The 25,966-nt window shown below is 42.8% G+C and carries 20 protein-coding genes; 8 read left to right on the top strand and 12 right to left on the bottom strand.

What is annotated here, in order from left to right; genetic code table 11:
• Positions 1-35 precede the first annotated feature (35 nt).
• The 4 genes from JEY82_RS06990 to hypF all read left to right on the top strand — a co-directional run bounded on the left by JEY82_RS06990 (position 36) and on the right by hypF (position 6,093).
• A complete protein-coding gene (locus tag JEY82_RS06990; protein ID WP_304084214.1) occupies positions 36-1,493 on the top strand; it encodes a TSUP family transporter in 1,458 nt (485 codons plus the stop codon).
• 419 nt (positions 1,494-1,912) lie between these two features.
• Positions 1,913-2,686 (top strand): hypothetical protein, encoded by a 774-nt coding sequence (locus JEY82_RS06985; RefSeq protein WP_304084211.1) that lies wholly within the window; start codon positions 1,913-1,915, stop codon positions 2,684-2,686.
• Between the two features lie 31 nt (positions 2,687-2,717).
• Positions 2,718-3,644, top strand: a complete 927-nt coding sequence (locus JEY82_RS06980) for a DUF362 domain-containing protein (RefSeq protein ID WP_304084208.1) — start codon at positions 2,718-2,720, stop codon at positions 3,642-3,644.
• Positions 3,645-3,693: 49 nt separating this feature from the next.
• Complete coding sequence (gene hypF, locus JEY82_RS06975; RefSeq protein ID WP_304084206.1) at positions 3,694-6,093, top strand: carbamoyltransferase HypF; 2,400 nt, start codon at positions 3,694-3,696, stop codon at positions 6,091-6,093.
• Positions 6,094-6,193: 100 nt separating this feature from the next.
• Here hypF and JEY82_RS06970 read toward each other — a convergent pair whose 3' ends face one another.
• From JEY82_RS06970 to JEY82_RS06935, 8 genes are all read right to left on the bottom strand, one after another.
• Entirely contained in the window at positions 6,194-6,622 is a 429-nt protein-coding gene (locus JEY82_RS06970) for a response regulator (RefSeq protein WP_304084203.1), read from the bottom strand.
• Between the two features lie 45 nt (positions 6,623-6,667).
• Positions 6,668-7,300 (bottom strand): sensor histidine kinase, encoded by a 633-nt coding sequence (locus tag JEY82_RS06965; protein ID WP_304084200.1) that lies wholly within the window; start codon positions 7,298-7,300, stop codon positions 6,668-6,670.
• 21 nt (positions 7,301-7,321) lie between these two features.
• Positions 7,322-7,675 carry a response regulator gene (locus JEY82_RS06960; protein ID WP_092159703.1) on the bottom strand — a complete coding sequence of 118 codons (354 nt, stop codon included), beginning with the start codon at positions 7,673-7,675 and terminating at the stop codon, positions 7,322-7,324.
• 2 nt (positions 7,676-7,677) lie between these two features.
• Positions 7,678-9,411, bottom strand: a complete 1,734-nt coding sequence (locus JEY82_RS06955; protein ID WP_304084196.1) for a PAS domain-containing sensor histidine kinase — start codon at positions 9,409-9,411, stop codon at positions 7,678-7,680.
• 22 nt (positions 9,412-9,433) lie between these two features.
• Positions 9,434-10,648, bottom strand: coding sequence for a response regulator (locus JEY82_RS06950; RefSeq protein ID WP_304084193.1), 1,215 nt, complete (start codon positions 10,646-10,648; stop codon positions 9,434-9,436).
• 12 nt (positions 10,649-10,660) lie between these two features.
• Entirely contained in the window at positions 10,661-12,796 is a 2,136-nt protein-coding gene (locus tag JEY82_RS06945) for a SulP family inorganic anion transporter (protein WP_304084192.1), read from the bottom strand.
• A gap of 13 nt (positions 12,797-12,809) precedes the next feature.
• The gene (locus JEY82_RS06940; RefSeq protein WP_092160366.1) at positions 12,810-13,403 is read right to left on the bottom strand and encodes a TetR/AcrR family transcriptional regulator; all 594 of its coding nucleotides are present in this window, start codon (positions 13,401-13,403) and stop codon (positions 12,810-12,812) included.
• A gap of 382 nt (positions 13,404-13,785) precedes the next feature.
• Positions 13,786-14,925, bottom strand: a complete 1,140-nt coding sequence (locus JEY82_RS06935) for an alanine--glyoxylate aminotransferase family protein (RefSeq protein ID WP_304084189.1) — start codon at positions 14,923-14,925, stop codon at positions 13,786-13,788.
• A 289-nt stretch (positions 14,926-15,214) separates the two neighbouring features.
• Between JEY82_RS06935 and JEY82_RS06930 the strand changes: the two genes are divergently transcribed.
• Genes JEY82_RS06930 through mltG form a run of 3 tightly spaced genes read left to right on the top strand, consistent with a single transcriptional unit; the run spans position 15,215 to position 20,222 of the window.
• Positions 15,215-18,766: an FAD-binding and (Fe-S)-binding domain-containing protein gene (locus JEY82_RS06930; RefSeq protein WP_304084186.1), complete on the top strand. Its 3,552-nt coding sequence runs from the start codon at positions 15,215-15,217 to the stop codon at positions 18,764-18,766.
• Positions 18,763-19,170 (top strand): Holliday junction resolvase RuvX, encoded by a 408-nt coding sequence (gene ruvX / locus JEY82_RS06925; protein ID WP_092159715.1) that lies wholly within the window; start codon positions 18,763-18,765, stop codon positions 19,168-19,170. The genes JEY82_RS06930 and ruvX overlap by 4 nt, the downstream gene beginning before the upstream one ends.
• Positions 19,092-20,222, top strand: a complete 1,131-nt coding sequence (gene mltG, locus JEY82_RS06920; RefSeq protein ID WP_304084181.1) for an endolytic transglycosylase MltG — start codon at positions 19,092-19,094, stop codon at positions 20,220-20,222. The genes ruvX and mltG overlap by 79 nt, the downstream gene beginning before the upstream one ends.
• An 87-nt stretch (positions 20,223-20,309) precedes the next feature.
• On the opposite strand, the gene JEY82_RS06915 is transcribed toward mltG, so the two are convergent.
• Genes JEY82_RS06915 through JEY82_RS06900 form a run of 4 tightly spaced genes read right to left on the bottom strand, consistent with a single transcriptional unit; the run spans position 20,310 to position 25,338 of the window.
• Positions 20,310-21,023, bottom strand: coding sequence for a response regulator (locus JEY82_RS06915; RefSeq protein ID WP_304084179.1), 714 nt, complete (start codon positions 21,021-21,023; stop codon positions 20,310-20,312).
• 36 nt (positions 21,024-21,059) lie between these two features.
• On the bottom strand, positions 21,060-23,063 hold the full coding sequence (locus JEY82_RS06910) for an ATP-binding protein (protein ID WP_304084176.1): 2,004 nt from the start codon (positions 23,061-23,063) through the stop codon (positions 21,060-21,062).
• Complete coding sequence (locus tag JEY82_RS06905) at positions 23,060-24,265, bottom strand: ABC transporter substrate-binding protein (RefSeq protein ID WP_304084173.1); 1,206 nt, start codon at positions 24,263-24,265, stop codon at positions 23,060-23,062. The genes JEY82_RS06910 and JEY82_RS06905 overlap by 4 nt, the downstream gene beginning before the upstream one ends.
• 2 nt (positions 24,266-24,267) lie before the next feature.
• A complete protein-coding gene (locus JEY82_RS06900; protein ID WP_304084169.1) occupies positions 24,268-25,338 on the bottom strand; it encodes a hypothetical protein in 1,071 nt (356 codons plus the stop codon).
• Positions 25,339-25,571: 233 nt separating this feature from the next.
• Here JEY82_RS06900 and JEY82_RS06895 point away from each other — a divergent pair, with 233 nt between their 5' ends.
• On the top strand, positions 25,572-25,958 hold the full coding sequence (locus JEY82_RS06895; RefSeq protein WP_092159727.1) for a response regulator transcription factor: 387 nt from the start codon (positions 25,572-25,574) through the stop codon (positions 25,956-25,958).
• Positions 25,959-25,966: the final 8 nt, after the last annotated feature.

Below are 25,966 nucleotides of genomic sequence, written 5' to 3'. Positions count from 1 at the left end.
TAACAAAATTATTAAATAGATCAGGCAGGAATCTTATGAAATACATTTCCGACAAACGCCTACTTATCTTATGTTTTATCCTTCTTGCTTTGCTGATCCCTATTTCCGGGCTTTGCGAAGAAGTCCTTAAAACTCCTGATATTATTGGAAACACAAATAATCCTTACATACTGCCGGACGGGTCCGGACCTAGATTTTTGATCTCAGCTGCAATCGGTCTCGTAGCCGGAATGCTGAGTTCCTCAATTGGTACCGGAGGAGGATTTATAGTTGTTCCAGCCCTTATGACTGCCGGAATTTCCGGTATATATGCAGTCGGCTCAGAAATATTCAGATTATTCCTTTTCAGTACAATCGAAGCTGTGCGGATGGGATTCCACAAACGAATCAACTACACTTTTGCTCTGATTCTCACCGCAGGAACAACTATCGGCGGACTTGCCGGATTCGCACTGTCTTCAAGTGTCTTTCTTGCTGACCCCGCCGGAAATGATGTCTTTATTTCATCGATGATAATCCTCTGGCTCATTGTATATTCATTCATCATCGTTCCTGATTTTCGCGAAGCTTCCCATAAATATGCACTTGCTCTTCTACGCAAGCAAAACGCTGAAAAAGAAAAAGAAGCTGCTGTGCAAATAAATTCGGCTGAAACCGATACTAAGCAGGTGGCAACAGAAGACGGAGTTTTTGCGGCGAAACTATCACCGAAAGAACCGGATTCAGAAAAAAACGAAATAAAACAGTCTACTTTGATCTCATTTCCAGATGAAGAGCCTTGGGAAATAGCTCGTACAATCAGAACCATGAAATTCCCTCCCTACATAAACTTCCCTGGAACAGTTAAGGATGACGTAGATGAGCTGGAACTTGCTCCGACAGGTGCTGAGGCTGATCCTAAAGATGCAGCAAAACAACTTGCAGATCTGGCTGATGGACAGCCTTATTCGAAAATCCCAGTAATTCCTGCGCTTATCCTTGCCACCCTCGGTGGTTTTTTCATGGCTCTAACCGGCTCAGGCGGAATAATATTAAGCTTCACAATCCTAACCCGAGGCTTCGGATGTGTTGCCGCAATGGTGGCGGGAACAGACCTTCTAGGGTTAGCAGCCTCTTCCGGTGTGCTGACGTTTGGAACTTTCGGCCTTAAAGGATTTATAAATATTTATTGCATAATGGGGCTGATATTCGGAACTATGACCGGAATACATCTAGGTGGAAAAGCAATAAGATATATTGAACCATACAGGATAAAGGGGCTTGTTTCCCTTCTGGTAATTTCTGTGATTATCAACAGACTCCTGTCTCTACCGGGAGAACTCAGAAAATCCGGGGCATCAATCTCTCATAATCTCACAACAACTCTTGATCAAAGCGCTCTATATATCATGGTTATCGGAATGGTAATTTTCTGCGGCTGGCTTTTTTACTCATTGGCAGCAGACATCATCAGCACCATAAAACCGCCTAAAAAAGAAGGAGCAGCCAAATGATATACTCCGGCAAAACGCTCATCTTATCGGCTATTTTATTCCTGTTGAGCGCATTGACTCTCGGGGCTATGTACCTTCCGGTGGTTGATGGGCATAATGGATTTGATGCAATGGAGGCCACTTTTAACTCTCTACGAAAGGGAATAAGTCCCCCTTTTGAGGAACTGACTGCTGCCAACAAAAAAAATCTTGGAAAAAATATCATAGCAGATCTTACCTTCAGTGATATTAAAATAACCCGCGCAGCAACACGCATATTGCTCCGAAACAAACTGATGGTTACCCCGAAAGGGCGTTCTCTCAATGTTCAAGGAGATCTAGGATACACATTGCAATTTTTTATAAGCGACATCAGATTGCTTTATTTTAACAAAAGCATTGAACTCGAAAAAAAATATTCAATGCCGGCAACACAATCCATGTTTGTTGTTGACCGCATTTTAAAAAAATTAGCAATTTCGCTTGCATCACAGAAAATGACTACGCAGGAAAATCTTACAAAAAAAATTCGTTCAGAAGTATTGGTTCCAGCATATAACCTTAGAAGTGCGCCGCCAATAAGTGAAACTTCCGGAATCACCTATCTGGCGCTTGGAACTTTTAGCCTTTTACTAATTGCCACTCTTTGGGACTTAGCAAACCTTCTTTTTTTCAGAACGATAACAGATCATTCATTCCTAAAAAAAATCAGCGGCATCGAAAAAAGAGAAAAGCGAGCAGCAGCAAAACAAAAAGCAGATTTAAAGAAAAAAGTCGCAAAAAAACCTGCTGAGCCCAAAAAAGCGGCTGAATCGCAAACGAAAAAAGCTCCCAAACAAGGAAAACCCAAATCTGCGCCAACGAAATCTGCTAAAAAAGTAGCTGATTCAAATAATGCTGTAAAAAAAACACGCTCTACAGCCGATAAGCAAGTTGAAAGGCAGAAGAAAGTAGCACCGGCCAGAAAAACTGCTGCTGCGAGTTCAAAGAAAGCCGCTCCGGCAACAAACGATAAACCGCCTAAAAAAACTGTGAATAAAGCTGTTGCTCAGAAAAGAACTTCACCTGAGGCTTCACAAAAGCCGAACAAAAAAGTAACTAATCCGGCAGAGAAGAATAAATCAGCTGTAAAAACAGCCCCTGCAAAGCCGAAAGCCAAACCTGAAGCACCAACAAAAGCTCCCGCACCAAAAACTGTTAAGGTTAAAGAGTAGGTGGCTTCACAAGAGAAAATAAATAAAAGTAATGAATCAGAACAAAGAACCAGTCGCCTACTTCCGCCTCCTTGAATATGAATCCACGTTCATGGACGCTGCAATTGATTTGATTCTTGAGGAAACCGGATTCAAAATAAATCCGGGCACAAAAGTTCTGGTTAAGCCGAATTTAGTTTCGGCACGAAATCCTCTTGCTTGCACTCATCCAAATGTGACCATTTCCTTATGCCGCTACCTGCTTAATTGTGGAGCCATCGTAACAGTAGGAGACTCTCCCAGTTGCGGTACTGCCGCACAAGTCTCTAAAGCCATAGGTATGACGTCAGGTCTTGCTGAACTGGGAATTACACCCATTACGCTTGGCCGACCTGTTCCGCTTAAACTTTCATTCGGTAAATCAATCGGAATTTCCCGCGACGCGCTGGAAACGGACATGATTATCAATGTCCCTAAACTTAAAGCTCACTGTCAGTTTTTAGTTACCGGAGCTGTCAAAAATCTTTTCGGCACTGTTGTCGGTTTCAGAAAAGCCCTAGCTCACACCAGATTCGGCGAAACAAAGGGACTTATGGAAAAACTGGTCCTCGAAGTTGCCGCAAAAATGCCGGTTGCTTTTAACCTGATGGACGCCATTTATCCCATGCATGTTACTGGACCGATAAGCGGTAAACCGTTTGCCATGAGCTTGCTTGCAGGTTCCCCTAATGCCTATGCTCTTGATACAGCAATTTACATGTTGCTGGGGTTAAGCCCGAAAAAAGTACTGCTCTGGAAAGAAATATCTAATCAAAAAATTCGAGGCTACGACCCCGATCATATTAAATATGTAATTGAGCCTCCCGACGATTTCGACACGACCGATTTTCAGCTTCCTGAAATATTGAGCCCCATGGAATTCGAAGTTGTCCGCCTTGTTAAAGGTAGAGTTAAAAGCCTTTTCAACAAAATAAGCTAACACTTTATCTCCAATCTATAACACTCAATACTCAAAGAGAATTTCGCATATGACTGACAGTCTTTCTCGCAGAATACTAACGATAACAGGACAAGTTCAAGGTGTAGGCTTCAGGCCTTTTATCTATAAAACAGCTCTTAAGTGTGAACTGTCCGGCAACGTACGCAACAGCCCGGAAGGCGTGCTCATAGAAATTCAAGGAAATACTCTTAGCCACGCAAATTTCGACAAAGCGCTGAAAGACGATCTACCGAGACTGGCAAAAATAGTATCACTTAAAAAAAAAGATATTGAGCTGCTTGAGGGTGAAAAAGAATTTTGTATCCTTTCAAGTACTGCCGGAGAAGGACATTGCGTTCTGATCAGTCCGGATGTGGCGACATGTCCAGATTGTTTCAATGAAATGAACGATCCTTCTGACCGCAGATATGAATATCCATTCACTAACTGCACAAATTGCGGACCGCGCTATACAATCACCCGCTCAATTCCTTATGATCGCCCTGTAACATCAATGGCCTGTTTTCCGCTATGCGATTGCTGCGAAGAAGAGTACAAAAACCCGCTTGACCGCAGATTCCACGCTCAGCCGAATGCGTGTAAAGATTGCGGCCCCAAAGTATGGCTCACGGATAACAAAGGTAACGAAATTTCCGGTCCACAGGATGCTATATCCAGACTGGCAAATCTTTTAGCTGAAGGTAAAATTGCCGCGGTAAAAGGGCTTGGCGGATTCCATCTCGTCTGCGATGCATCAAATCCCATTGCAATCGCAACTCTTAGAAGACGTAAACATCGTCCGGACAAACCACTGGCGGTGATGGTCAAAAATATCACAGAGGCAGGTAAACTTGCTGATCTTTCAGAGAATGACCATGAATTGTTAGAAGGATTGCAACGCCCGATAGTTCTTGCTCCCAAAAGTTCAAGCTACTCGCTTGCACCGGAAATTGCGCCGGACACCGACTTCATTGGACTGATGGTTCCATACACTCCGCTGCATCAAGTTTTGATTAAATATTTTTCAAAGCTGAAAGCATCACCCGCAGCTTTAGTAATGACTTCGGGAAACATGAGCTCCGCGCCAATCTGCATCGGCAACCGTGAAGCTTTAAAAAGATTGCCGCAAATCGCTGACTTTTTTCTGTTTCACAACCGGGATATCCTTATCCGTGTAGATGACTCAGTAACTAGATCCGTCCCGGAATTCAGCAATGAACAGGCTGAAAAAATTGACGCCCCGTCTGCCGGAACAGATTTCAGAACAGTCTTCATGCGCAGAGCCAGAGGCTACACGCCCTCACCCGTTTTTTTAGCACATGGCACATCCTGCGTTATGGGAACAGGACCGGAACTTAAAAACACACTGTGTATCACGAAGGGCGATCAGGCATTTTCAAGTCAACATATCGGAGACATGCAAAATCTTGAAACCATGCAATTCTGGAAAGAAATCCATTTGCACCTTCAAAACATATTACAGATTAAACCTGAATTGATTGTACATGACCTGCACCCCGATTACATGACCACAGAGCTTGCTTCCGAAATTGGACAGGCAGAAGGAATTCAGACCACATCTTTGCAGCATCATTATGCTCACATTTATTCTGTATTAGCTGAAAATAAACATACCGGACCGGCTATAGGCTTTGCTCTGGACGGAACAGGACTTGGAGATGACCGGACCATATGGGGCGGTGAATGTCTGATCGTTGACAATGAAAAGCTGATTAATCGAAGACTGGCCAGATTCACACATATCAGGCTTCCGGGCGGTGAAGCCGCTGTGCGTGAACCCTGGAGAATAGCACGGGGAGCAACACTAGATTTTGGGCTTGATGTGGATAGTCTTCCCCTGCCTGAAAAATTCAAAGCGGGCGCAAAAATGCTCGATCAAATGCTGGAAAAAGACATTAACAGTCCAGTCACAAGTAGTTGCGGAAGACTCTTCGACGCAGTGTCTGCAATGCTCGGCCTTTGCGATACAATTACCTACGAAGGACAAGCCGCAATTCTTCTGGAAAAAATTCAGGACCATAATGAACAAGGTCAGTATTTTTGCCCTGTCAAACAAATCTCCGGTACTTCTTCTAGTGAACATGAAGACAACTTAAACGAAATTTGCACGGGTGAACTTTTCCGACAGGCATTTAATGATCATATCGCAAACGTTTCGACAGGAATAATCAGCCGTAAATTTCACAAAGGATTAATTTCAGGGCTGGCGGATTGTGCTGAAAAAATATCAAAACAAACAGGAATAAAATCTGTAGGATTAAGTGGCGGAGTAATGCAAAACCTTACTCTCGCAGTTGAACTCCCTCTGGAACTCCAAAAAAGAGGATTAAATCCCCTTGTTCACAGATTTTTACCGCCAAATGATGCGTGTATATCCTTAGGGCAGGCAGTTTACGGGCAGCGGATGCTTGAACTTGCTAAACAATAAAAAAGTACCTTTAAAATATATAAAATAAAAAAAGTGCGGGAGAAACTTTTTAAAGAAAGTTTCTCCCGCACTTTTTAATTTGAATAACCGGAAGTGAAGACTACCAGCCTTTATGTTCCAGAATATCCTTCACTTTTTTTTCAGTCTTTTTTTCAACCAGAATCATTTTGCGAGCCTGAGCTTTTTTGATCTTATCAGTAAGTACATTGATATCTGCCGGTTTTTCGACAAAATCCATTGCACCCAGCTTCATAGCTTCGATTCCTTTTTCTACAGTGGCATGGCCGCTGAGAAGAATCACCTGCATTTCCGGTTTAGTTTTTTTGATATGTTTAAGAACTTCAATCCCATCAACCCCGGGCATTTGCAGATCCAGAATGATAGCATCATATGAATCATTATTTACCATTTCGAGAGCATCTTGAGGATTTGTGCATGTACTTACATTCATGCCGCGAAGCTCCATGCGTTCAGCAAGACCTTCAACAAATTCTTTTTCATCATCAACTAATAGTACTTTTTCAGCCATGGCTTTCTCCAACTGCATTAAGAGTTAAGTTTGTACTTTCAACACTTAAAAAATAATTTCTAGTATTTTATCCTGCGTCTTCATCTTAACAGATGCGTTCGCGTTCTTTGAGAGGACTTCTATTGCCTGAAATTCTTTTTCTGCCACATCCTGTTCAAGGCCGTGTACAGATATTACCTTTTCGCTATTTTTCATTAAAACTTCAACTGTTATTTCACTATCCTTACCGGCACTGTCCATGCTCACTTCAAGACATCTGGCTATGAGCATTTCAGTTGAAAAAGGATCACATTTCGCTGTGACCTTTTCCCCTTCCTTAAGGGTAACAGTAACACACTTTGCTGCTGCCATTCGCGTAAAAAGAGCTATTACCAGAGAGACTGTTTCAGATAAATCTATTTCACACTCAGGAACGTCTACGCTGTGAGCGAACCTGTTCATATTTTTTATTATAGAATCACCGCGTTTAATTTGATTCTGTATCTTTTCAGCCAATTTGACAAGACGTTCCGGCTCAAGTTCCATTCCTTGTGCCGCCATAAGCGATAAATCATGCAAAAGTCCTGCTTCTTCATTGATAATAGCCAGAACATTTTTTACATCATGGGAAATAGTAGCACTTACTTTTCCAAAAAAGCAAAGCCCATCCCGACCTTGAATATTTCCAGATGATCCCATGATACCCTCCCTCTAAAAATCTTAAATACCCAAAGCTATGTTAATTTTTTCAACAAGATCTTCAATCTTCACCGGTTTGATCAAATAAGAATCAGCTCCGGAAGTCCCTTCTTTATAATCAGCTTCTGAACCATGCCCGGAAAGGAATATATACTTAAGATCAGGACAAATTTGCTCAAGCTCCTTGCGCAGTTCAAGTCCGCTGATACGAGGCATTTTCACATCAAGTATTGCAAGGTCATATTTAATTTCAGTTACTTTTTCTATAGCTTCTTCGCCGGAAGTAACCCAGTCCGCATCAAAACCTCTAAACGAAAGGCGTTCTGCAAGAGCGGAAACAAGCTCAAGTTCATCATCCACAAGTAAAATTCTCATTTCTAGCTTTCTCCCTTAGCTATAGGATTCACAGGAAGTGAAAAACGAAATTCAGTTCCCATGCCAAGCTCACTTTCAACAACCATCAGCCCACCGAGATCCTGAACAAGTCCATATGTTATAGAAAGCCCCAGTCCGGTCCCGCCTGTTTGTTTTTTAGTAGAATAGAAAGGTTCAAATATCCGTTTAAGATCTGTTGCAGGTATGCCGCAACCATCATCTTTAACCGAAAAGTTAATTCTATTATTGTCGGCACGAGCAACTTTTACCTGCAAAGCCCCACCATCTTTCATTGCCTGAAAAGCATTGCTTATCAGATTCAACAGAACCTGCTCAAGTTTTCCTCTATCAGTGACAATTTCATAAATGCCAATCTCGACATCAACCGAAACATTAATACTGCGATATTCGGCTTCCTTATTGAGAAAACTAAGCACGGTCTCAACTATTTTTTTAGGGTAAACGGGCCGGAGTTCAACGTCATCCTGCCTTGAAAATCCGAGCAACCGTTTAGTAATCCTTCCGCATCGTTCAACTGAAGCTATCACAGAATCAACAAGACCAAGGACTCGCGCGTCAACCTCGTATGCTTTATTGAAGGTAAACAAATCTTTTAATAACCCTGCTTTCTCATTAATAATGGCAAGAGGATTATTAATTTCATGGGCAACACCGGCAGCAAGCCGTCCAATTGAAGCCATGCGATTGTGATGTTCCATCTGCTGCAACAACTTTGAACGTGTCATGTCAGCCATGTACATACGCTCAACCATATAAGAGGCAACAGCCCACATAACCAAAAGAATCACTGCCACACTGATAGTAGATATCCATGTGAGAGTATCGCGGGAACCTTGCCATGCTCCCATGAGTTCAGCTTCCGGCTTAACAACCATAAGAATGAAAGGAGTTCCTTCAATATACGCATAGCCGACAATCGCAGACAAATCTTTTTTAATTTGGATTTCTTCAACCTTAGTGCGGAATGATTTTTCCGGCAAAGAGAACGAAATTTTTGAAAAAACATCTCCGTTCCACTTGGAAGGAGTCTGCATAATCCCTGCATTATTTACCAGAAAAGCATCTGCCCCTTCCGATAAATCAAGAGAAGAAAGAATACCGTTGAACTGGGTTGTATCCAGAGTTGCCCGGTAAATTTTGTAATGATCATTATCCGTATAATGTTTTACGGCAATGACTAGATGAGGGCTGTCACGAAATCCCAGAAAAACATCACTGATGTATGTTCCCTGATCGGTAGCCTGCTTAAACCACGCTTGTCCTTTGTAGTCTTTGCCCTCCAGATTATACGGCCCTACATAAGCAAGCTGCTTACCGTTTTCATCAATAATACCCAGATCAATAAACCCGCCGAAGCTGTTCTTTAATGCCTTAAGCATTTCAGCCAGCCGCTCCTTTCGCTGAAAGGAGCGGAAATCGTCCAGTTGTACAATCAACTGTAACGCTGATTTCCGCTCCTCCAGAAAGTATGCGACTGCCCGGCGGGTATTGGAGGTTGTCCTCGCCCCCCTGAGCATATTTTCAGAATTAATAGCAACCCGGGTGACATTAAAATCTATGAAGGCCAAGATGAACAACGGAACCAGAGAGACCACAACAAGAATTACAAAACACAAACGCCAAATGCGCTGGTAATCAAATAAACTCTTATATGGTCCCGCAGATTTTTTATCCGCTTTCCAGAATTCCGGTCGAAGAAGTCCTTTTAATGACATGGCCTACCCCGGATATACTAAATTATACTTCGCGAATTTTTGCGTAAGCTTCTTTAAGTGTTGTACTAAGAACATCAATATCTACAGGCTTATGCAAATAGGCAAAAGCTCCGAGTTCCATACAAACTTTCTTATCCTGATCAGAACCATGTCCGGTAAGGATAATAACTTCAATATTAGGTCTGGTAGTTTTAACTCTGCGCAAAACCTCAATACCGTCAATGCCGGGCATTTTGAGGTCAAGAATCATAACTTCAGGCTCATCATCCTTAACGAGATCAAGTGCGGCTTCACCGTCATAAACAACGTGAGAACCGAGATCACGCATAAGAAGTCTTTCAGATAAAGTTTGTACAAATTCACGCTCGTCATCAACAAGCAAAACTCTTGAAGGCAGTTCAAAATCCATGCGACGATAAATATCAGCCGCATAAAACTCCTTACCGAACTTAACTTCAACACTGTTAACACCATCAAGCGGCTCGGCTATTTCACGCAACTCTTTTTCAAGACGATCAACAAGCAGCACCTTTTTATTGATAGCGAGAACAACCGTTCCGCCCTTGGCAGAAACCTCGACATTATGCCCCTTAGAAACAAGTGCGGTTTCAACTTTAGCAGCAAGCAGGAAGTCCTGTGCAGCCAGCTTGGATTCATCTGTAACCTGAACGGCTACATTACCAAGCTGCTCTTTAATAAGAGCGACAGATTCATCAACGCCGGTTTTTCCGACAGGGATAACCATATCATATAGAGCGCTTGTCCAAGGATCTTTTTTCCCGGTAAGCTCTCTGACCCATACAGTTTTTTCTTCATCGTTGTGCTGCATTAATTTTACAGCTTCTTTTTCGGAAGTGCCTTCTTCATTGCGTGCGATTTCAATTCTCTTCTGGACATCATCGATAATGCAGACTTTGAGAACATGAGAAATCGGCTGAGAAAGCAGTTGAGAAACAAAGCCTGAAACAAGAAGAGCTTCGCCCTTAACCAGCTTTTCGGCCAAAGCGAGTCTAAGCCATGCCACTGATCTTTCTTTTTCGTGACTGAATTTATTAAAGATCGAAGCCTTCGGGGAGAAAGCTTTCAAAATTGTTTTTTCAGTCATTCCACTGAGCTTTGCAGCTTCTGAAACCAAGTCCGAATCAGTAACCAGACTACAGCCTGTATCATCAAGCAAGCGCTTAACAACTGATTCAGCCTGACAGAACAGGCCGCTGAATATAAGGATATCAGACATCATTAACCTCCACTAGGAGTTGCTGTGTATGCGACAATAAGTTGAAAGAGGACAATCTAATTCAGTTCCGTCTCTGTGAGCTTTATCATGGGTCTGACAAAGCGCTTCTTCGGTATTTGAATAGATGTTTTGCTTTCCTATTTTTTCGTAAAGATGAGTGCGCTTAATCACTGCCAACACGGCTTCGTTTAATCCGGAAAGAGATATATCAACTCCGGCACTGCGCACAGTTTCCACCACAAGAGAAAGAGCTTCTTCGCCAGATGCGTCAATATCATTGATTCCGTTACAAACCAATATGAGTTGTTTGAGATTCTTCTTTTCCCTCAAACGTCTGGAAATCTGCTCTTCAAGGAAACTTGCGTTAGCAAAAAACAGAGGTCCGTCAAAACGCACAACGGCCATATGGTCGCATTCTCTGAGTCCGTGCAAACTCGCATCGCGAAGAATATCATCATCACTTTTAGTAAGAGCAACAACACGGGGGCGCATACTCTTATACAGGAATACACATAATGAGAGTGCCACTCCTATAATAATACCCTTGTCCAAGTGAGGAGCAAAAGCAAGAGTTGCCACAAAAGAAATGATGGAGATAGCTCCATCATACTTCTGAGCTTTCCATGCGTGCAGGAAACCGGAAGCATTAATAAGCCCGATAACAGCCATCATAATAACCGCAGCAAGAACCGCCTGAGGCAAATTATACAACAATGGTGTAAAGAATAAAAGAGTAATTGCAACAACAACCGTAGTGAATACACTAGAAAGTCCAGTTACAGCGCCGGATTGCAGATTAACAGCAGAACGGGAGAAAGAGCCTGATGCCGGATAACTGCTTGTGCAGGCACCAAGCATGTTGGCAAGTCCCTGTCCGATAAGTTCCTGATTAGGATCAAGTCTCTGCCCTGTTTTTGCAGCCATTGCTTTAGCAATAGAGATAGCTTCCATAAAACCAAGCAGGGAAATGATAATAGCAAAAGGAAGAAGCTTGAGTATAACTTTGATATCAAGCTCAGGAATGCTGACTTCCGGGAAACCGGAAGGGACATTACCGACAACAGCACCGCCACCCATCATTTTAAGGGATTCGGTTTTCAGAAGCTTGTTGCCGACCTTGATACGCCAAGTACGCCCATCAGCTGTCATGCCGGCAGGAACTGCGTCCTGAAGATAAAAAAGAATAGTACCGTCAGCCTGCTCAACTCCGTTGAAAAGCATATTTCTAAGAGTTTCACGGTAGATATGAGATTTATGCTTAAGAAGTTTTGCTTCATAAGCAACAACGCTCAAATCATGTTCAGCATCATAATATCCGATAACGTTTTTAGAAGCTTTCGCCTCATCTTCGATTTCGGAAATACCTGTACGCTTTGTTGCCAACTGATCAATACCTGTCACTGTTTCATTGAAATCAGCAATCAGGGTCTGTGCTTTTTTATCCTGAATTGCGGAGATATCAACCATTGCATCATGGTTAAAACCAGTTGCCCAGGAAATCACAGTTGTTATAACAACCGCACACAGCACGTTAGGTATTTTAGGATTGACCTTTTTCAGCCCCATCATAATGGCAAAAGCCAATACCCCCATACCGAGTGTCGGCAAATGGGTATAATGGATAGCACTGGTGACAACACGCATGATAGTTTCAAAATGCAATTCAGCTTTATCTACATAAACACCGAACATTTTTGAAAGCTGTGAAGATGCGATGATGATCGCCGCAGCGTTGGTAAAGCCGTTAACAACCGGATGAGAAAGGAAGTTAACAACAAGTCCAAGACGGAGAACTCCTAAAAGGAACTGGAATCCACCGACAAGCAGAGCAAGAAGCAATGCGTAGGCGATAAACCCCGGACTACCGGCAGTAGCCAAAGGTTCCAGCGAAGCCGCAGTCATAAGAGAAACAACAGCAACAGGACCAGTTGCCAACTGACGACTGGAACCGAAAAGAGCCGCTACCATAGGAGGCAGCAAGGAAGCGTACAAACCATAATACGCCGGCATTCCTGCAAGCTGTGCATACGCCATAGACTGAGGAATAAGTACCAAAGCAACAGTCAGACCGGAAAGAACATCGGCCCTTAAAGCTGCACTGTTGTACTTTTTGAACCAGCCCAGAAAAGGAAAAATTCGAGTAAGCATCAGATAAACACCTCTAGTTTGGTTTCAACATCCTACGAACAGACTCAATAAGCTCATTAAACAGAGCTCCCGCGTCGTAGAGATTAAAATTTTTAAATCTCACCAACCCATCGACCATCGTAAAAACAATAAGTGCACTTTTTCTCGGATTCACATCACCAATGGAACCATCTTCCTGACCCATAAAAATTGCCTGTTCAAAAAGTGTAACAAGACAATTATAGATAGCCTCCAAGTTCTCTCTGAATTCAGTTCTGCTTTCTGCCAGCTGATATATAAAAAGCCGATGCAAAAGAAGAAACTGGTATTCCATACGTCCTGCAAGAAGAAGATAAAAAACAACGACCTCTTCCATCATTTCCATTCCGGTTTTGAATTCGCGCTCTTCCATATGCGCATTGAATTCTTCCAGAATGCTGTCTCTGGTAGCAGACAAAATAGTAAGAAGAAGCTGTTCCTTGTTCGTAAAATGATAAAAGATTGTCCCTTCCGCTACTCCGGTCATGCTGGCAAGTTCATTCATAGAAGTATCAGCAAAACCCTTGTTAGCGAAAAGCACAGTAGCCGCTTCCAAAATCGCGGCCTTCTTTTTAGACATTTTGGTCATCATCCCTCCGGATAGAAAAACTGACTGAGCACTCAGTCGGAAAAAAACGTTATTACCCATCCAATCTCGTGTCAATACGCTACAACCATTTTTTTCCACCGCTACATCTCCCACAAACACCATAGATACGGGGTTTGCAAGGCATACTAAGCTTTTTTACCTTATGAGAGTTTTTTCACATAAGCTATTTTATTATTACTTTTGTATAGATATAACCTGTTAAAACTTAGTAGGACAGTGATTAAATAAACTTTAAGCCTAACTCTAGTTCCATTATGAACAAGCACTCGATTATAAATTTATAAAGTCCCTTGAACATAAAAAGACCTGAATTCGTCGTTTAACAAATTCAGGTCTTTTTATTAGAAAAAATAAATATTAATTATTTAAAACTACTAAGCACTCCTCTCAAAGCTTCCAGATAATCTTTAAGCATATCCGGCATAATATCGGCCATATGACCGATCCGGAATATCGGAGACGAACCCTGATCCTGTAATTCTTTATTGATTTTACCGTAACCGGGATCAAAAAGATAACCATGTCCACGCATATGCTCTTTAACTTCTTTCAAACGATCAATTGTCATGTAAGCAGGAGTTTTAACGGTGGTAAGGCTTAGCGAGCGATAACCGTCCTGAGCGAAAAGCTCATAACCGTCCATTTCAGCAACCCAGTCGTGAGCTATTTTACGCATTTCTTCATGACGCTTGAAACGAACCGCAACTGTTTCAGTGTTAACAATGTAATCGAGCTGCACGCACATCTGATTACCGAGAGTTCCATTCGGAGTAGTCAACGTCTGGCACAATCTGGCCTTTGTAATTTGAGCCAGAATATCCGTTGTATATCCTCTATTTTTAACACCTTCAGCCTTTTTCAAAGCCTCATCCCCGACAAAGCCGATACCGAATCCCGCCGGAAGCCCGAGCGACTTCTGAGTGGAGGTACAATACATTAAAGGACGGGCTTCAGCGATGGTAGAAGGAGCGCCACCGAAAATACTTACACCGTCAACAACAGGCAATGCCCCGTGAGCACGAATCAACTTACAAACGGAAACAACATCATTAATGACCCCTGTAGAGGTTTCATTATGTGTGAAGGTAACCACATCCGGCTTGTGTTCGACCAATGCTTCTTCAAGTATTTTAAGATCAATGGCTTGGCCGTATGGAAACTTTAACGAAATAAGATTCTTCCCGTTAGCCTCAGACAACTTACCGAAAAGATCACCGAATGCGCCTACCGAAACGTTAAGAACTTTATCAGTATCGGAAACAAGCGAACGGACCGAAGCTTCAAGAACATTGGTCCCTGAACCATTAAATATGATTGGAGTATACCCTTCAGGGTTACCCGCAATCGTCATAAGATTGCTCATTATGGAACCGAAACGCTTAATATTTTCAGAGTCACGGTGACCATATTCAGGCAATAAAGCAGCTTTACGAACTTCGTCGCGCAGCAAAATAGGTCCGGTAATAAACAGTTTTAATTCTGCGAAATCATCTCCAATCATATCTGCATCCTCATTCTAGCTATATATTTAAAAGATACATCGACCTTCTGAAAACGAAATAAAGGAACGGAATATTCTTTTAGTTTACCCCTGCCTGTCAAGCTTTTACACAGCTGCGACTTTACAACCAGTCAAAGACTGCCTATTAATATAGGAAGAAAAGTTGAAAAAAATAACTTAGGTTTGAAATAGAGACTTGCATTTCATCAAGACGATCCCTATATTTCCTTTTTTTCTTCACCTCGGGCAGTTCTGCCCTTAGACTACAAAAACTTCACGGTAAGATATTATGCCTCAATTAGGTCCACATATTTCTATTGCATCCGAAGCCCTCCTTTCGAGAGTGCTCGGCTTAAATCCTTACGACTTTAAAGGCTGGCCTGAAAATGTCCGCACACTCGCTGAAAGCATTGCTGCGGAACTTTTTCTAGTACGCTACAACCCGTTCATAAATCCTGAACTGGTTCGCAAGAGTGTTTCCAGAAACCTGACCCTCGCCCGCCCGACTCTCTCCGGTGAATACCCGCAGAGACTCACCCACGCGGTCGAAAATTTCTGGCTTAAACATGATGCTGACATTGAATTCAGACAAAGGCTTATCGAAAAGCTTAAAGAAATTCTGCCAGATTCCGGCATCAGCATTGAACCGGATAAATTGGTACAGTCCGCAACAGATGCGACAGACTTAAGAATTGAACTCCCTATCGCTGTGCTTTTCCCGGAAAACACCGCGCAGGTTCGTGCAATTGTCCGTCTGGCAAATCATATGCAATTCGGCATTATTCCTCGCGGCGGCGGAACCGGACTAACAGGCGGAGCCATTCCCGCACTGGAACGGACTGTCATTCTTTCGCTTTCAAAATTCAAAAAGATTTTAAGCGTTGATACAAAATCAATGACTATCTGCGCTCAGGCCGGTGTAATCACCCTTGACGCAATCAAGGCTGCGGCGGAGAAAAACACTCTCTTTACCGTTGACCCCGCTTCCAAATCTGCATCCTCAATCGGCGGTAACATTTCTGAAAACTCAGGTGGACCTTTTGCCTTTGAATACGGTTGTACTATAGACAATATTCAAAGCTACAAAATGGTTATGCCTAAGGGAGACCTGATTGAAGTCTTCCGTAAGGATCACCCCCGCCACAAGATTTTCAGTGATGAGTCAGCTACGTTTGAAGTATTTGACGCCAAAGGAAAACTTCTCGACACTCTGACTCTGTCTGCTGATGAAATCCGCAGCCCGGGACTGGGAAAAGACGTTTCCAACAAATTCCTCGGCGGACTACCAGGTGTACAGAAAGAAGGCGTGGACGGAATCATAACTGAAGCCTGCTTCACTCTTTATCCGCAACCTTCAAGCTCCCGTACACTATGTCTTGAATTCTTCGGACGCTCCATGCGTAACGCTATGCTTGTTATCAAGGATATTGTTGCATTGCGTGATACAATCCGTGAGGAAGGTGATCTTGTAAAGATTTCTGCCCTTGAAGAATTCGGACCTAAATATGTACAGGCTATCAAGTACGAAAAGAAATCTGTAAACTATGAAGGCGACCCGATTTCTGTCCTCATAATTCAGCTTGATTCTGACGATGATGAAGCTTTGCAAACTGCCGTGGATAACATTCTTTCTATTGTACAGCCCTACGATTCCGTAGATATTTTCGCAGCCCGCGATGATAAAGAAGCTGAGCTTTTCTGGGAAGACAGACACAAACTGTCCGCCATTGCAAAGCGCACTTCCGGCTTTAAAGTTAACGAAGATATTGTTATTCCGCTTGAAGTTATCCCGGATTTTTCAGACTTTCTGGAAGACCTCAACCTCATCTATCTGGCTAAAATTTATCGCCGTTCCCTGCTGGCCGTAAAAGAACTTTCAGGATTCCCGATTGAAGAACCTAAAGTAGAACAGGCTCTGGAAAGAACCACCAACATCCTGAAAGGGAGCATTGACGGCACAGAAATGAGTGATCAGGAACTGGAAAGTCAGGTTCACTACATTTTCCAGGAGCTGCGTGAAGAATTCCCTAAGCTTGACTCGAAAATCGATAAGATTTTCCAGAAACTCAAAGCACAGCGCATCGTCATTGCGAACCACATGCATGCCGGAGACGGAAACTGTCATGTAAACATTCCGGTTAATTCAAATGACCCTGACATGCTGCACAGCGCACACGAAGCTGTCGATGACGTTTTCAAAAAGGTTCTTGAATTAAAAGGTGAAGTTTCCGGTGAACACGGAATCGGTATCACTAAGATTGACTACCTTTCTGAAGAAAAAATCACTGCAATCAGAAAGTATAAAGAGATTGTGGACCCGCTGAACATTCTCAATCCGGGCAAACTGACCCGTCGGGAACTTCCTTCTGAGTCCTACACATTCTCGTTCAACAGGCTTATCAATGATCTGGATAAAACGGCGATCAAAGATAAGGAACACCTGATTGAACTTCTGCGCAACATTCAAACCTGCACTCGCTGCGGAAAATGCAAACAAGTCTGCCCCATGTATTATCCTGAACAGGGGCTTATGTACCATCCGAGAAATAAAAACATCTCTCTTGGCGCACTGATTGAGGCAATTTACTATTCTCAGGTTCAGCGCGGAGAGCCATCTCCTGATCTTATGACAAGACTCAGGAAACTTATGGAGCACTGCACAGCCTGTGGACGCTGTACCTCTGTCTGCCCTGTCAAAATTGATTCAGCCGGAGCTGCTCTGCAAATCAGAAGTTTCCTTGAATATAAAGGGACCGGAGGACATCCTGTTAAGAATGCCGCCCTCGGTTTTATTGCGAAAGATCCACAAAGCAGATTGCCAAAGGTCGCTAAGTTTCTATCCCTCTCGGCTTCGCTTCAAAGTAAAGCTCTGGGACTTATTCCGGGACACTGGCGTAGGCGCATGGAATCTCCCGTACTACACAGCCAAACGCCTGCGATGGACTTCAAAAATCTCAGCGAAGACCTGTCGCTTGAGACCGGTTCCATGTTTATGAACAGCACTTCCGCACCGGACAGCGTTTTTTACTTCCCCGGATGCGGCGCAAGTCTGTTCTCAAGAAATATCGGAATGGCAACTCTTTACCTGCTGCTCAAATCCGGCGTGAACGTTGTTATGCCGGCTAAGCATTTATGTTGCGGATATCCGCTGCTCTCCAGTGGATGTGTTGAAGCTTTCAATACCAACCGTCACCGCAACATCAGCGACATACAGTATAAAATAGCAAAGGCTCACATTGCTGGAATGGACATTTCCACGATAATCACAGCATGTGGAACCTGTCGCGAAGCCATCGAGTCATATGACTTCACTCAGGAAGTCGGCAAAAAACTCAAACGCTGCGATGCTGTACAATACCTCCTGACCAATCCTGGAAATCTTGATTTCCAGGGTTTATCTGCTAATGAAGAAGTTATTTACCATGCTTCATGTCATACTGAATGGACTGACATTCCCAAATCAAAAGCTCCTGTCATTTACAAACAGGCTCTTGAAAGCATCCTCGGCAGCAAGATAACACTTTCTCCCGGCTGCTGCGGCGAATCAGGACTCGGCGCGATATCAAGCCCTGCAATTTACAATAAACTGCGCGACCGCAAGGCTGCTCAGTTAGAACGCGACCTTCACGCTCAGGATAAAAAGACTCCTGTTCTAGTAGGTTGTCCTTCTTGTAAAGTTGGAATCAAACGCAATATGACGACACTTAAGAAACACAACAGAGTACTGCACACAGCTGAATATATTGCAGAACTCATGGGTGGCCCAAAGTGGCGCAAAGAATTTAAAAAGATGCTTGAAAAAGCTCAGCGTCAAGACGGAATCGTCTTTTTAAAACCATGAAAACTATAGGCATAGATTTCGGAACAAAGCGGATAGGGATTGCAATGACTGATGCTGAAGGGATTCTCGCATATCCCTTCAAAGTGATTGTCAAAACCACCCGTGACGCTCTGTTTTCCGAACTTCTTGAAATATTCGAAACAGAGAAGGTCGATGAAATCGTCGTCGGCCTTCCTCTTTCTCTTGACGGAGAAGATACTTTGACCACCCGGCAGGTTCGCAATTTTGCAACCTCATTGGGAAGGCGCACAACTCTTCCCATACATCTCGTCGATGAAAGATTAAGCTCTGTAGCTGCTGAAGAAGAACTCAAGGAGGCAGGACTTTGGAACAGGAAAAGAAAGAAGAATCTGGACAGCCAGGCCGCGAAAATAATTCTGGAAACGTGGCAGGCAAGAGCATAGTCCTGCGCTTTGTGCTTCCTTCTCTGGCCATCATCTGCATGGTTATGATGGTTGTAGGTTCATGGTTCATTTATCAGTCATGGGAATTTCTCAATATTCCTCCTGAAAGTGATGGACGGGAAATACTATTCACCGTCACTCCCGGGGAAACCCTCTGGACTGTTTCCTCCAAACTAGCTGACAGCGGTCTGGTCATAGATTCCAAAAGATTCCGTAAGTTGGCTCAGGCGGAAGGACAGGAAAACAAAGTCAGAGCCGGAGAATTCAATCTCTGGACAAATATGACTGCCCCGCAAATTCTAAAAAAACTGACCACGACTTCCGGCATTTTACATAAATTTTCTGTTCGCGAAGGTCTTTCGTGGTGGAACACTGCCGAAGCCGCACAGCAATCGAAACTGACAACATATGCTGACTTCAAAAAAGCTGTTTTCAGTCCAGAACTGTTGGCAAAATATTCAATTCCAGCTAAAAATGCGGAAGGCTATCTGTTTCCTGAAACTTATCTGTTGACCCGTCCCAAGCAGGATTCCGGCTTAACGCTAGTTAAAACCATGCTCAAAGAATTTCGCAGGTCCGCAGATAAAGCCTGGAACGGAACTCTTCCTTCGCCCGAACAAATTCATAGAACAGTAATTCTTGCATCGCTGGTAGAAAAAGAAACCGGAGTTGCTTCTGAGCGCAGAAGAATTGCTGGAGTTTTTGCTAACCGCCTGACTCGCGGCTACCTTCTGCAAGCTGACCCGACTATCATTTATGGACTGGGTGAAACCTTTGATGGGAATATCCGTAAAAAACATATCACAGATAAAAACAACCCCTACAATTCATACCAGCATCGAGGCCTTCCTCCCGGACCAATATGTTCACCCGGCCTTGAATCATTAAAGGCGGCCATTAACCCTGAAAAACATAACTTCCTCTACTTTGTAGCCAAAGGAGACGGATCACACTATTTCAGCAAAAACCTGAACGAGCACAACAAAGCTGTCAGAAAGTTTCAGTTACGCCGTAACAAGAGCACCTACAGATCATATAATAAAACTGAATAAATACTGATTAATACGAATTAATAGTACAAAAAATCCCGCTCCGGTTAAACCTGAGCGGGATTTTTTATGACTTATAGCTTAACGACCTTAAATATTAGCTCGAGCCTCTGCTTCAGTATCATACATTGAGGCCATAGAACTTATGCCCATTGAGTCAAACACTGCATGGAAATTATCCGACAGACCTGCAATGTAAAGATTACAGCCACGCGAACGGACTTTTTCAACCCCTTTAATCAGGGAATCCATTCCCCCACCGTTGATCGAGGTCTTTTCCTGAAAAATCATCAGAATATCTTTACGCCCGCTACTAAGAGCCTCGTCAAAAACATCATGTATAGATCCATCAGATTTTGAAGTAAGACTGCCTATCACATTGATCACAGCAATTTTATCTTCAAGAGTAAACTGCACATCGTCACGCTTACCGCTTACAAATTTCCTCCTCTCAGCCGAAAGTTGCAAAGCTTTTTCAAGATCTTCGCGCTTTACAGGCTTGTTCAGAAAATCCGTTGCATCAAGATTCAACGCTTTGATAGCAAGTTCCATGTCGCCGTGACCAGTTATAACAATCACTTCCGCTTCCGGCGACATAGCCTTAATTCTACCCAGAACCTGCAGACCATCCACTCCGGGCATTTTGATGTCGGTCATTACTAAATCCGGCTTCTCAGTATCAAAAAGCTCTATTCCTATTTCGCCGTTTTCAGCGGTCAGAACCTCATGACCATAAACGGAAAGCAACATCTTAAACATGTTTAGAGTTGCTTTCTCGTCATCAATCACCAAAATTTTACTCACACTCCCTCCCCTATTCAAAACCGAATTCACTAAAACTTACGCTTCTTCATTAGCAACCGGAAAAGAGATTATAAAAGTTGCACCTTTTCCAGACACACTTTCAATTTCAACTTTACCCTTGTAATCCCGTACTATGCCATACGTGATGGCAAGTCCCAACCCCATCCCATATCCTACTTCTTTGGTACTAAAAAAAGGCTCAAAAATTTTATTGCGAACTTCTTCGGTAATCCCTACCCCTGTGTCAGACACCCGGATACAGACCTGCGAGTTTTCCTCATAAGTGCTTATTTTAATGTATTCATCACTCTCAACCCCGAGAGTTTCTCGCTTCTCGGAAATAGCATCACGGGCATTATTTACAAGATTAAAGAATACCTGCTGTAACCTATTATCCTGTGCAACGATAAGTGGCAAATTTTCGGCCAAATCCAATTGAAATACAATATTTTGCAATTCGAACTGACGGGTTACCAAAGTAAAAACGCTCCGCAAGGGCTCGTTTATATTAATTTTATCCGTCTTAAAATCGGCCTTGCGTCCAAAAGCTCTCAGCGCGTTGATGATCTCCGCAGCCCTGTCAACCTGTGCACTTACTTCTTTTGCAACTTCACTCAACTGCTCAGCCGGAACATCACGCCCCCGCTCAGCCATAAGAGCCAGGAATTCACTACCCATCTTAATTGCATTGAGTGGCTGATTTACTTCATGCGCCACCCCCGCGGACATCTCACCGAGCGACTTCATCTTCGCGGCCTGCACAAGCTGTGCATCCTTTTCAATAATTTCAGTGATATCAGTAATTGCCACAATCATCGAAGGGTTGCTTTTATACGAGATAGGACAAGCGTGCATGTTTACATAAACCGGCCTTCCATCCTTTTTAAGATGAAGTATTTTGGGATAATAAATACAGCCGGCCGGCCCTCCATACTCTTCAAAAGCTTTGATACATTCAAGGTTTGACTCCGGTCCGAGACGTAAAAATTCTTCACCAATAAGTTCTTCCTTGGAATAACCATACAATTCAGAGACTCTAGGATTAGCATCCAAAATCGTAAAATCAGAGCAGGAAATAACAAGAATCGGATCCGGTCCGCTATCAAACATGGATTTATACTTTTCTTCCGAGTCACGCAATCGACGACGATACAGTTTAATTGACCAAACCATATTTTTAAAACTGTCAGCAAGCTGAACAACTTCGTCACCTTGACGCTTTATATAGAAATGACAGTTTCTACACTGTTGTAAATTTCTATTATTATTAACACTTCTCTCACTTACAGACAAAGCCTGATCAAAATGCCAGCACGGAAAATCAGTGTTATGGTATACAGGACACTGCGAAGCGTCCCACCCCCCGTCACTGGACAACATATCGAGTCCGATATCAAAATTACCCCGCGACAACTCATCCGAAACCCGTGTAAGTTTCGCAACAGGACTCGTAATGTACTTGGCAAGCCTGTGGCTGATGATAAAAATGATGATAACAACACCGGAAATAAAACCTAAGAAAGTTATACGCAACGTCGACACAAGTTTATCAATATGAACCTTGCTAAGTCCAACATGCACAGTTCCGATACGGTACAACCCTTCTCTGATGGGAACAGCTATATCATAAGCCGATTTTTTACCGAAATCGATTAAGCGGACCGACTTATGCTCGCTCGCAGACACAGTATTAACTTTATCCAGATTTTCAGGAAAGGGAGTTGTAAAAGTATGACATAAAACTTCTCCCTTTTTGCCCAGCACAAAAATATACGTAATGAGGTGCTGCCGTTCTCCAAGAGTCGCTTCATCAAACACGAGACTGAGTAGCTGCGGATATTTTTTATCCAGTATAAATCCGCCTCCCCGCTCAGCAATTGAGTGAGCAATAGCGACACCGCGCAATTCCAGCTCTGAAGTCAAAGAGGAGACAAGAATACCTCTAGCCAAAAGAGCTATAACCGCACTGATCATAAGGATTACGCCTAGAGTGGAAAAGAAAATTTTATTCTTCAGACTCAAATTGGAAAATCTTTTCATCGTACAACACTCCGTCGGAGCGAATCCCAACTATCCATAACTTCAAATCGCCCATCATTAAAGCGAGTAAAATAAACCTTATCCATCCCCTGATGGTCTTTACCGTCAAATGAAATTGTAATCCCCGGAGCAATCTCAAACTTGTTCATAGATTCAATAGCCTGAATAAATTTATCCCTTGTCAACTCTGGCCCGGCGCGCCGCAACCCTTCAACAAGAACCCGGGCATTAAAAAAACCCTCAAGACCAACCAGATTTGGAGTATCATCAGGGTAAGAAAGCTTCAGAGCAGTAATATAATCTGCGGCTTCAGAATGAGTAAGATCATCGGGCAGGGTGAAGGGAGGTACAACCTGAGACATGATCACTGCGTCATCATCATTTTTGCACAAATTACGCGCAAACTCTCTCGCTCCGATAAACGACACTGTATAATAAACCGGATGAACTCCATTAACCCCGAGCTCGTTAATAAATTTTATACAAGGAGTAGTCGTCCCTATTAAAAATACAGCCTGCGCTCCAGAATCCTTAATACGAGCAACGCCCTCCGCTACATCCAGAGAACCTCTTGTGTACGATCCACGGGCTATCGGCTCAAGACCTAAATCTTTCAAAGCTAATTCTGTTCCGGTAAGACCGTCAAACCCGAAAGCATCATACTGATAAAAAACAGCAATCTTGGTTAGTCCCAAATCCTGTACCATATGGCGGACAGCTTGCTGGGTCTCTTGATAATACGAGGGACGAACATTAATAATATAACGATTAAAAGGATTTCTCAGAGCATTTGCCCCGGTAAACATCCCCAGTAAAGGTATACGCGCGGCAGCCACCAATGGCAGAACCTTAACAGTTGTAGGTGTTCCGACATAACCGAACAGCGCGAAAACTTTATCTTCAATAATCAATCGCTGAGTATTTATGAGGCACTTGGGAGGATCATAAGAATCGTCATATGAAACAAGCTTAAGCTGCCGACCATGAACTCCTCCTTCCGAATTTACGTTATTTATATAAGCAAGCGCCCCATGAAGAGTTTGTGTACCGAGATAACTCGCATGTCCTTCAAGTGCCAGAGAGGATCCCAACACTACTTTATCAGGAAAAACACCGGGATTTTTGTCCTCATGCACTGTCACAGGAACACCCCTGTCGCAGGCAGCGAGTAAAAAAAGAAGCAATAACAAACACCGTTTCATAACTATTGTTCCTTTTCAGGTTGAGCAAGATTCATTGCCATAACGGCTTGTCCTCTAAATAAGGTGCTCCGCTTACGAGGAGGTATTTTAAGACTGCGCAAAAATTGAAAACTGAGACGGATCATCCCTTCGCTGGCTGATTTTGCAGCGCGCACTTCACAGTAGAGGATATGTGGATCAAAGGTTTTACGTTTAGGCTGATAAATAAGCATGCACAATAAAACGTTATCATTACGGGACAACATATTACCGCCATCGCGCACAGCACCTAAAAGAGCAATCCCGCCCTTTGAAATATCGAGAATCTGCGGAACCTTTAGCTCAGCATCAACATCCATTCTATTGTCGATAATAATTTCCGGCTCCATATTATCTAAAACAAAATCAACATCAAAATCATCACCGTCAAGACGCCATATCTTAACCTTTATATAACGCTGGTCCGCAACCTTTCTTCTGGAAAACGCCCGGCGCTTGATAAACCCGAACGCAGATGTGCGGGTAACAACTGCTTCACCACTTTCTGAAACAGTTTTAACAGAACCGACAAACGCATTAACTTTTTTACCGTTCTTTTGTAACTCAGCAAAAATACATTTCACTTTAGCTCCGGGAGCCAACAAAGATTCAGTCACAACATCTTTAACCTTTACAACAATGTCCCTACCCTGAATTCCGGTAACATTTACTACTGCCGCAAGAGTTCTCTGCCCTAATCGCTCAGCAGATATATCAAATGGCTGCTTTGTCATTACCAGCCAATCCAAAACATCTTTATCAGTAGAAATCTTCCAAGGGCCTTTGACAGCAGGGTTTTTACCTTCCTCAGTGACAGCTTCTCCGCCTTTTTTAAACTTTAAAATTGCAACACGAAGTGGAGGAAAAGATTTAAACCATGCCTGAAGAAATGAAACCGGCTTATATTTTCTCCAAAGCAAAATGATTATCGAGATTGCAACTCCTAGCGCAATAAACCACAAAAACATCTTTACGAGGGGGGGAAGTGTAGGAAACACAAAAAAAGAGGTTTTAACAGAACCAAGGAATCTGGAATCAACTTTAGATTGCATCATAATATATTCTCAGTTCAGTAATTATTGTAAGAGATCAAACAATGATTGATCAATCAAAAAAATTTACTATAGTATTACCAATAAAAAGCTTCTATATTTAAACATAACTACATATAATTATTACATCAGACACATAAATGTCCAATAATTTAGTCTTAAATAAAACTACCTCTTGCAGAGGATGATTACAATATGTAAATGTAAGCTCGATTTGGCAACAAAAAGGAGAACTCATGACCGGAAAAATTCTAGTTGTGGACGATGAGGTTCACATCAGAATGCTTCTAGAGCAAACTTTAGAAGAACTGGAAGATGATTATGATGTCGAACTTCTAACCGCGGAAAACGGTGAAGAAGGTCTAGATCTTATACGCGCTGAGCGTCCTGATCTAGTTTTTCTAGACATCATGATGCCATACATGAACGGTTATGAAGTCTGTCAGGAAGTTCGTGAAGATCCTGAATTGTCCTCAGTTAAAATAATACTTTTAACGGCAAAAGGGCAGGAAGTAGACAGGAAGCATGGGCTGGAACTTGGAGCGGAAAGATACATGACTAAGCCATTCGACCCTGATGAAATTCTTGAAGTTGCAAAAACAATTCTACAACTTGATCAATGATCTCTTCC

The organism is Maridesulfovibrio ferrireducens (assembly GCF_016342405.1).
In the GTDB taxonomy this organism is placed as follows: Bacteria; Desulfobacterota; Desulfovibrionia; order Desulfovibrionales; family Desulfovibrionaceae; genus Maridesulfovibrio; species Maridesulfovibrio ferrireducens_A.
The sequence above is the reverse complement of the archived record's forward strand: the minus strand, read 5'-3'. Positions and strand labels throughout refer to the sequence as shown.

Coding starts and splice junctions, on each gene's coding strand:
- JEY82_RS06990 (WP_304084214.1), top strand. CDS start 36: ATGAAATACATTTCCGACAAACGCCTACTTATCTTATGTTTTATCCTT.
- JEY82_RS06985 (WP_304084211.1), top strand. CDS start 1,913: ATGTTTGTTGTTGACCGCATTTTAAAAAAATTAGCAATTTCGCTTGCA.
- JEY82_RS06980 (WP_304084208.1), top strand. CDS start 2,718: ATGAATCAGAACAAAGAACCAGTCGCCTACTTCCGCCTCCTTGAATAT.
- hypF (WP_304084206.1), top strand. CDS start 3,694: ATGACTGACAGTCTTTCTCGCAGAATACTAACGATAACAGGACAAGTT.
- JEY82_RS06970 (WP_304084203.1), bottom strand. CDS start 6,622: ATGGCTGAAAAAGTACTATTAGTTGATGATGAAAAAGAATTTGTTGAA.
- JEY82_RS06965 (WP_304084200.1), bottom strand. CDS start 7,300: ATGGGATCATCTGGAAATATTCAAGGTCGGGATGGGCTTTGCTTTTTT.
- JEY82_RS06960 (WP_092159703.1), bottom strand. CDS start 7,675: ATGAGAATTTTACTTGTGGATGATGAACTTGAGCTTGTTTCCGCTCTT.
- JEY82_RS06955 (WP_304084196.1), bottom strand. CDS start 9,411: ATGTCATTAAAAGGACTTCTTCGACCGGAATTCTGGAAAGCGGATAAA.
- JEY82_RS06950 (WP_304084193.1), bottom strand. CDS start 10,648: ATGTCTGATATCCTTATATTCAGCGGCCTGTTCTGTCAGGCTGAATCA.
- JEY82_RS06945 (WP_304084192.1), bottom strand. CDS start 12,796: ATGCTTACTCGAATTTTTCCTTTTCTGGGCTGGTTCAAAAAGTACAAC.
- JEY82_RS06940 (WP_092160366.1), bottom strand. CDS start 13,403: ATGACCAAAATGTCTAAAAAGAAGGCCGCGATTTTGGAAGCGGCTACT.
- JEY82_RS06935 (WP_304084189.1), bottom strand. CDS start 14,925: ATGATTGGAGATGATTTCGCAGAATTAAAACTGTTTATTACCGGACCT.
- JEY82_RS06930 (WP_304084186.1), top strand. CDS start 15,215: ATGCCTCAATTAGGTCCACATATTTCTATTGCATCCGAAGCCCTCCTT.
- ruvX (WP_092159715.1), top strand. CDS start 18,763: ATGAAAACTATAGGCATAGATTTCGGAACAAAGCGGATAGGGATTGCA.
- JEY82_RS06910 (WP_304084176.1), bottom strand. CDS start 23,063: ATGAAAAGATTTTCCAATTTGAGTCTGAAGAATAAAATTTTCTTTTCC.
- JEY82_RS06905 (WP_304084173.1), bottom strand. CDS start 24,265: ATGAAACGGTGTTTGTTATTGCTTCTTTTTTTACTCGCTGCCTGCGAC.
- JEY82_RS06900 (WP_304084169.1), bottom strand. CDS start 25,338: ATGATGCAATCTAAAGTTGATTCCAGATTCCTTGGTTCTGTTAAAACC.
- JEY82_RS06895 (WP_092159727.1), top strand. CDS start 25,572: ATGACCGGAAAAATTCTAGTTGTGGACGATGAGGTTCACATCAGAATG.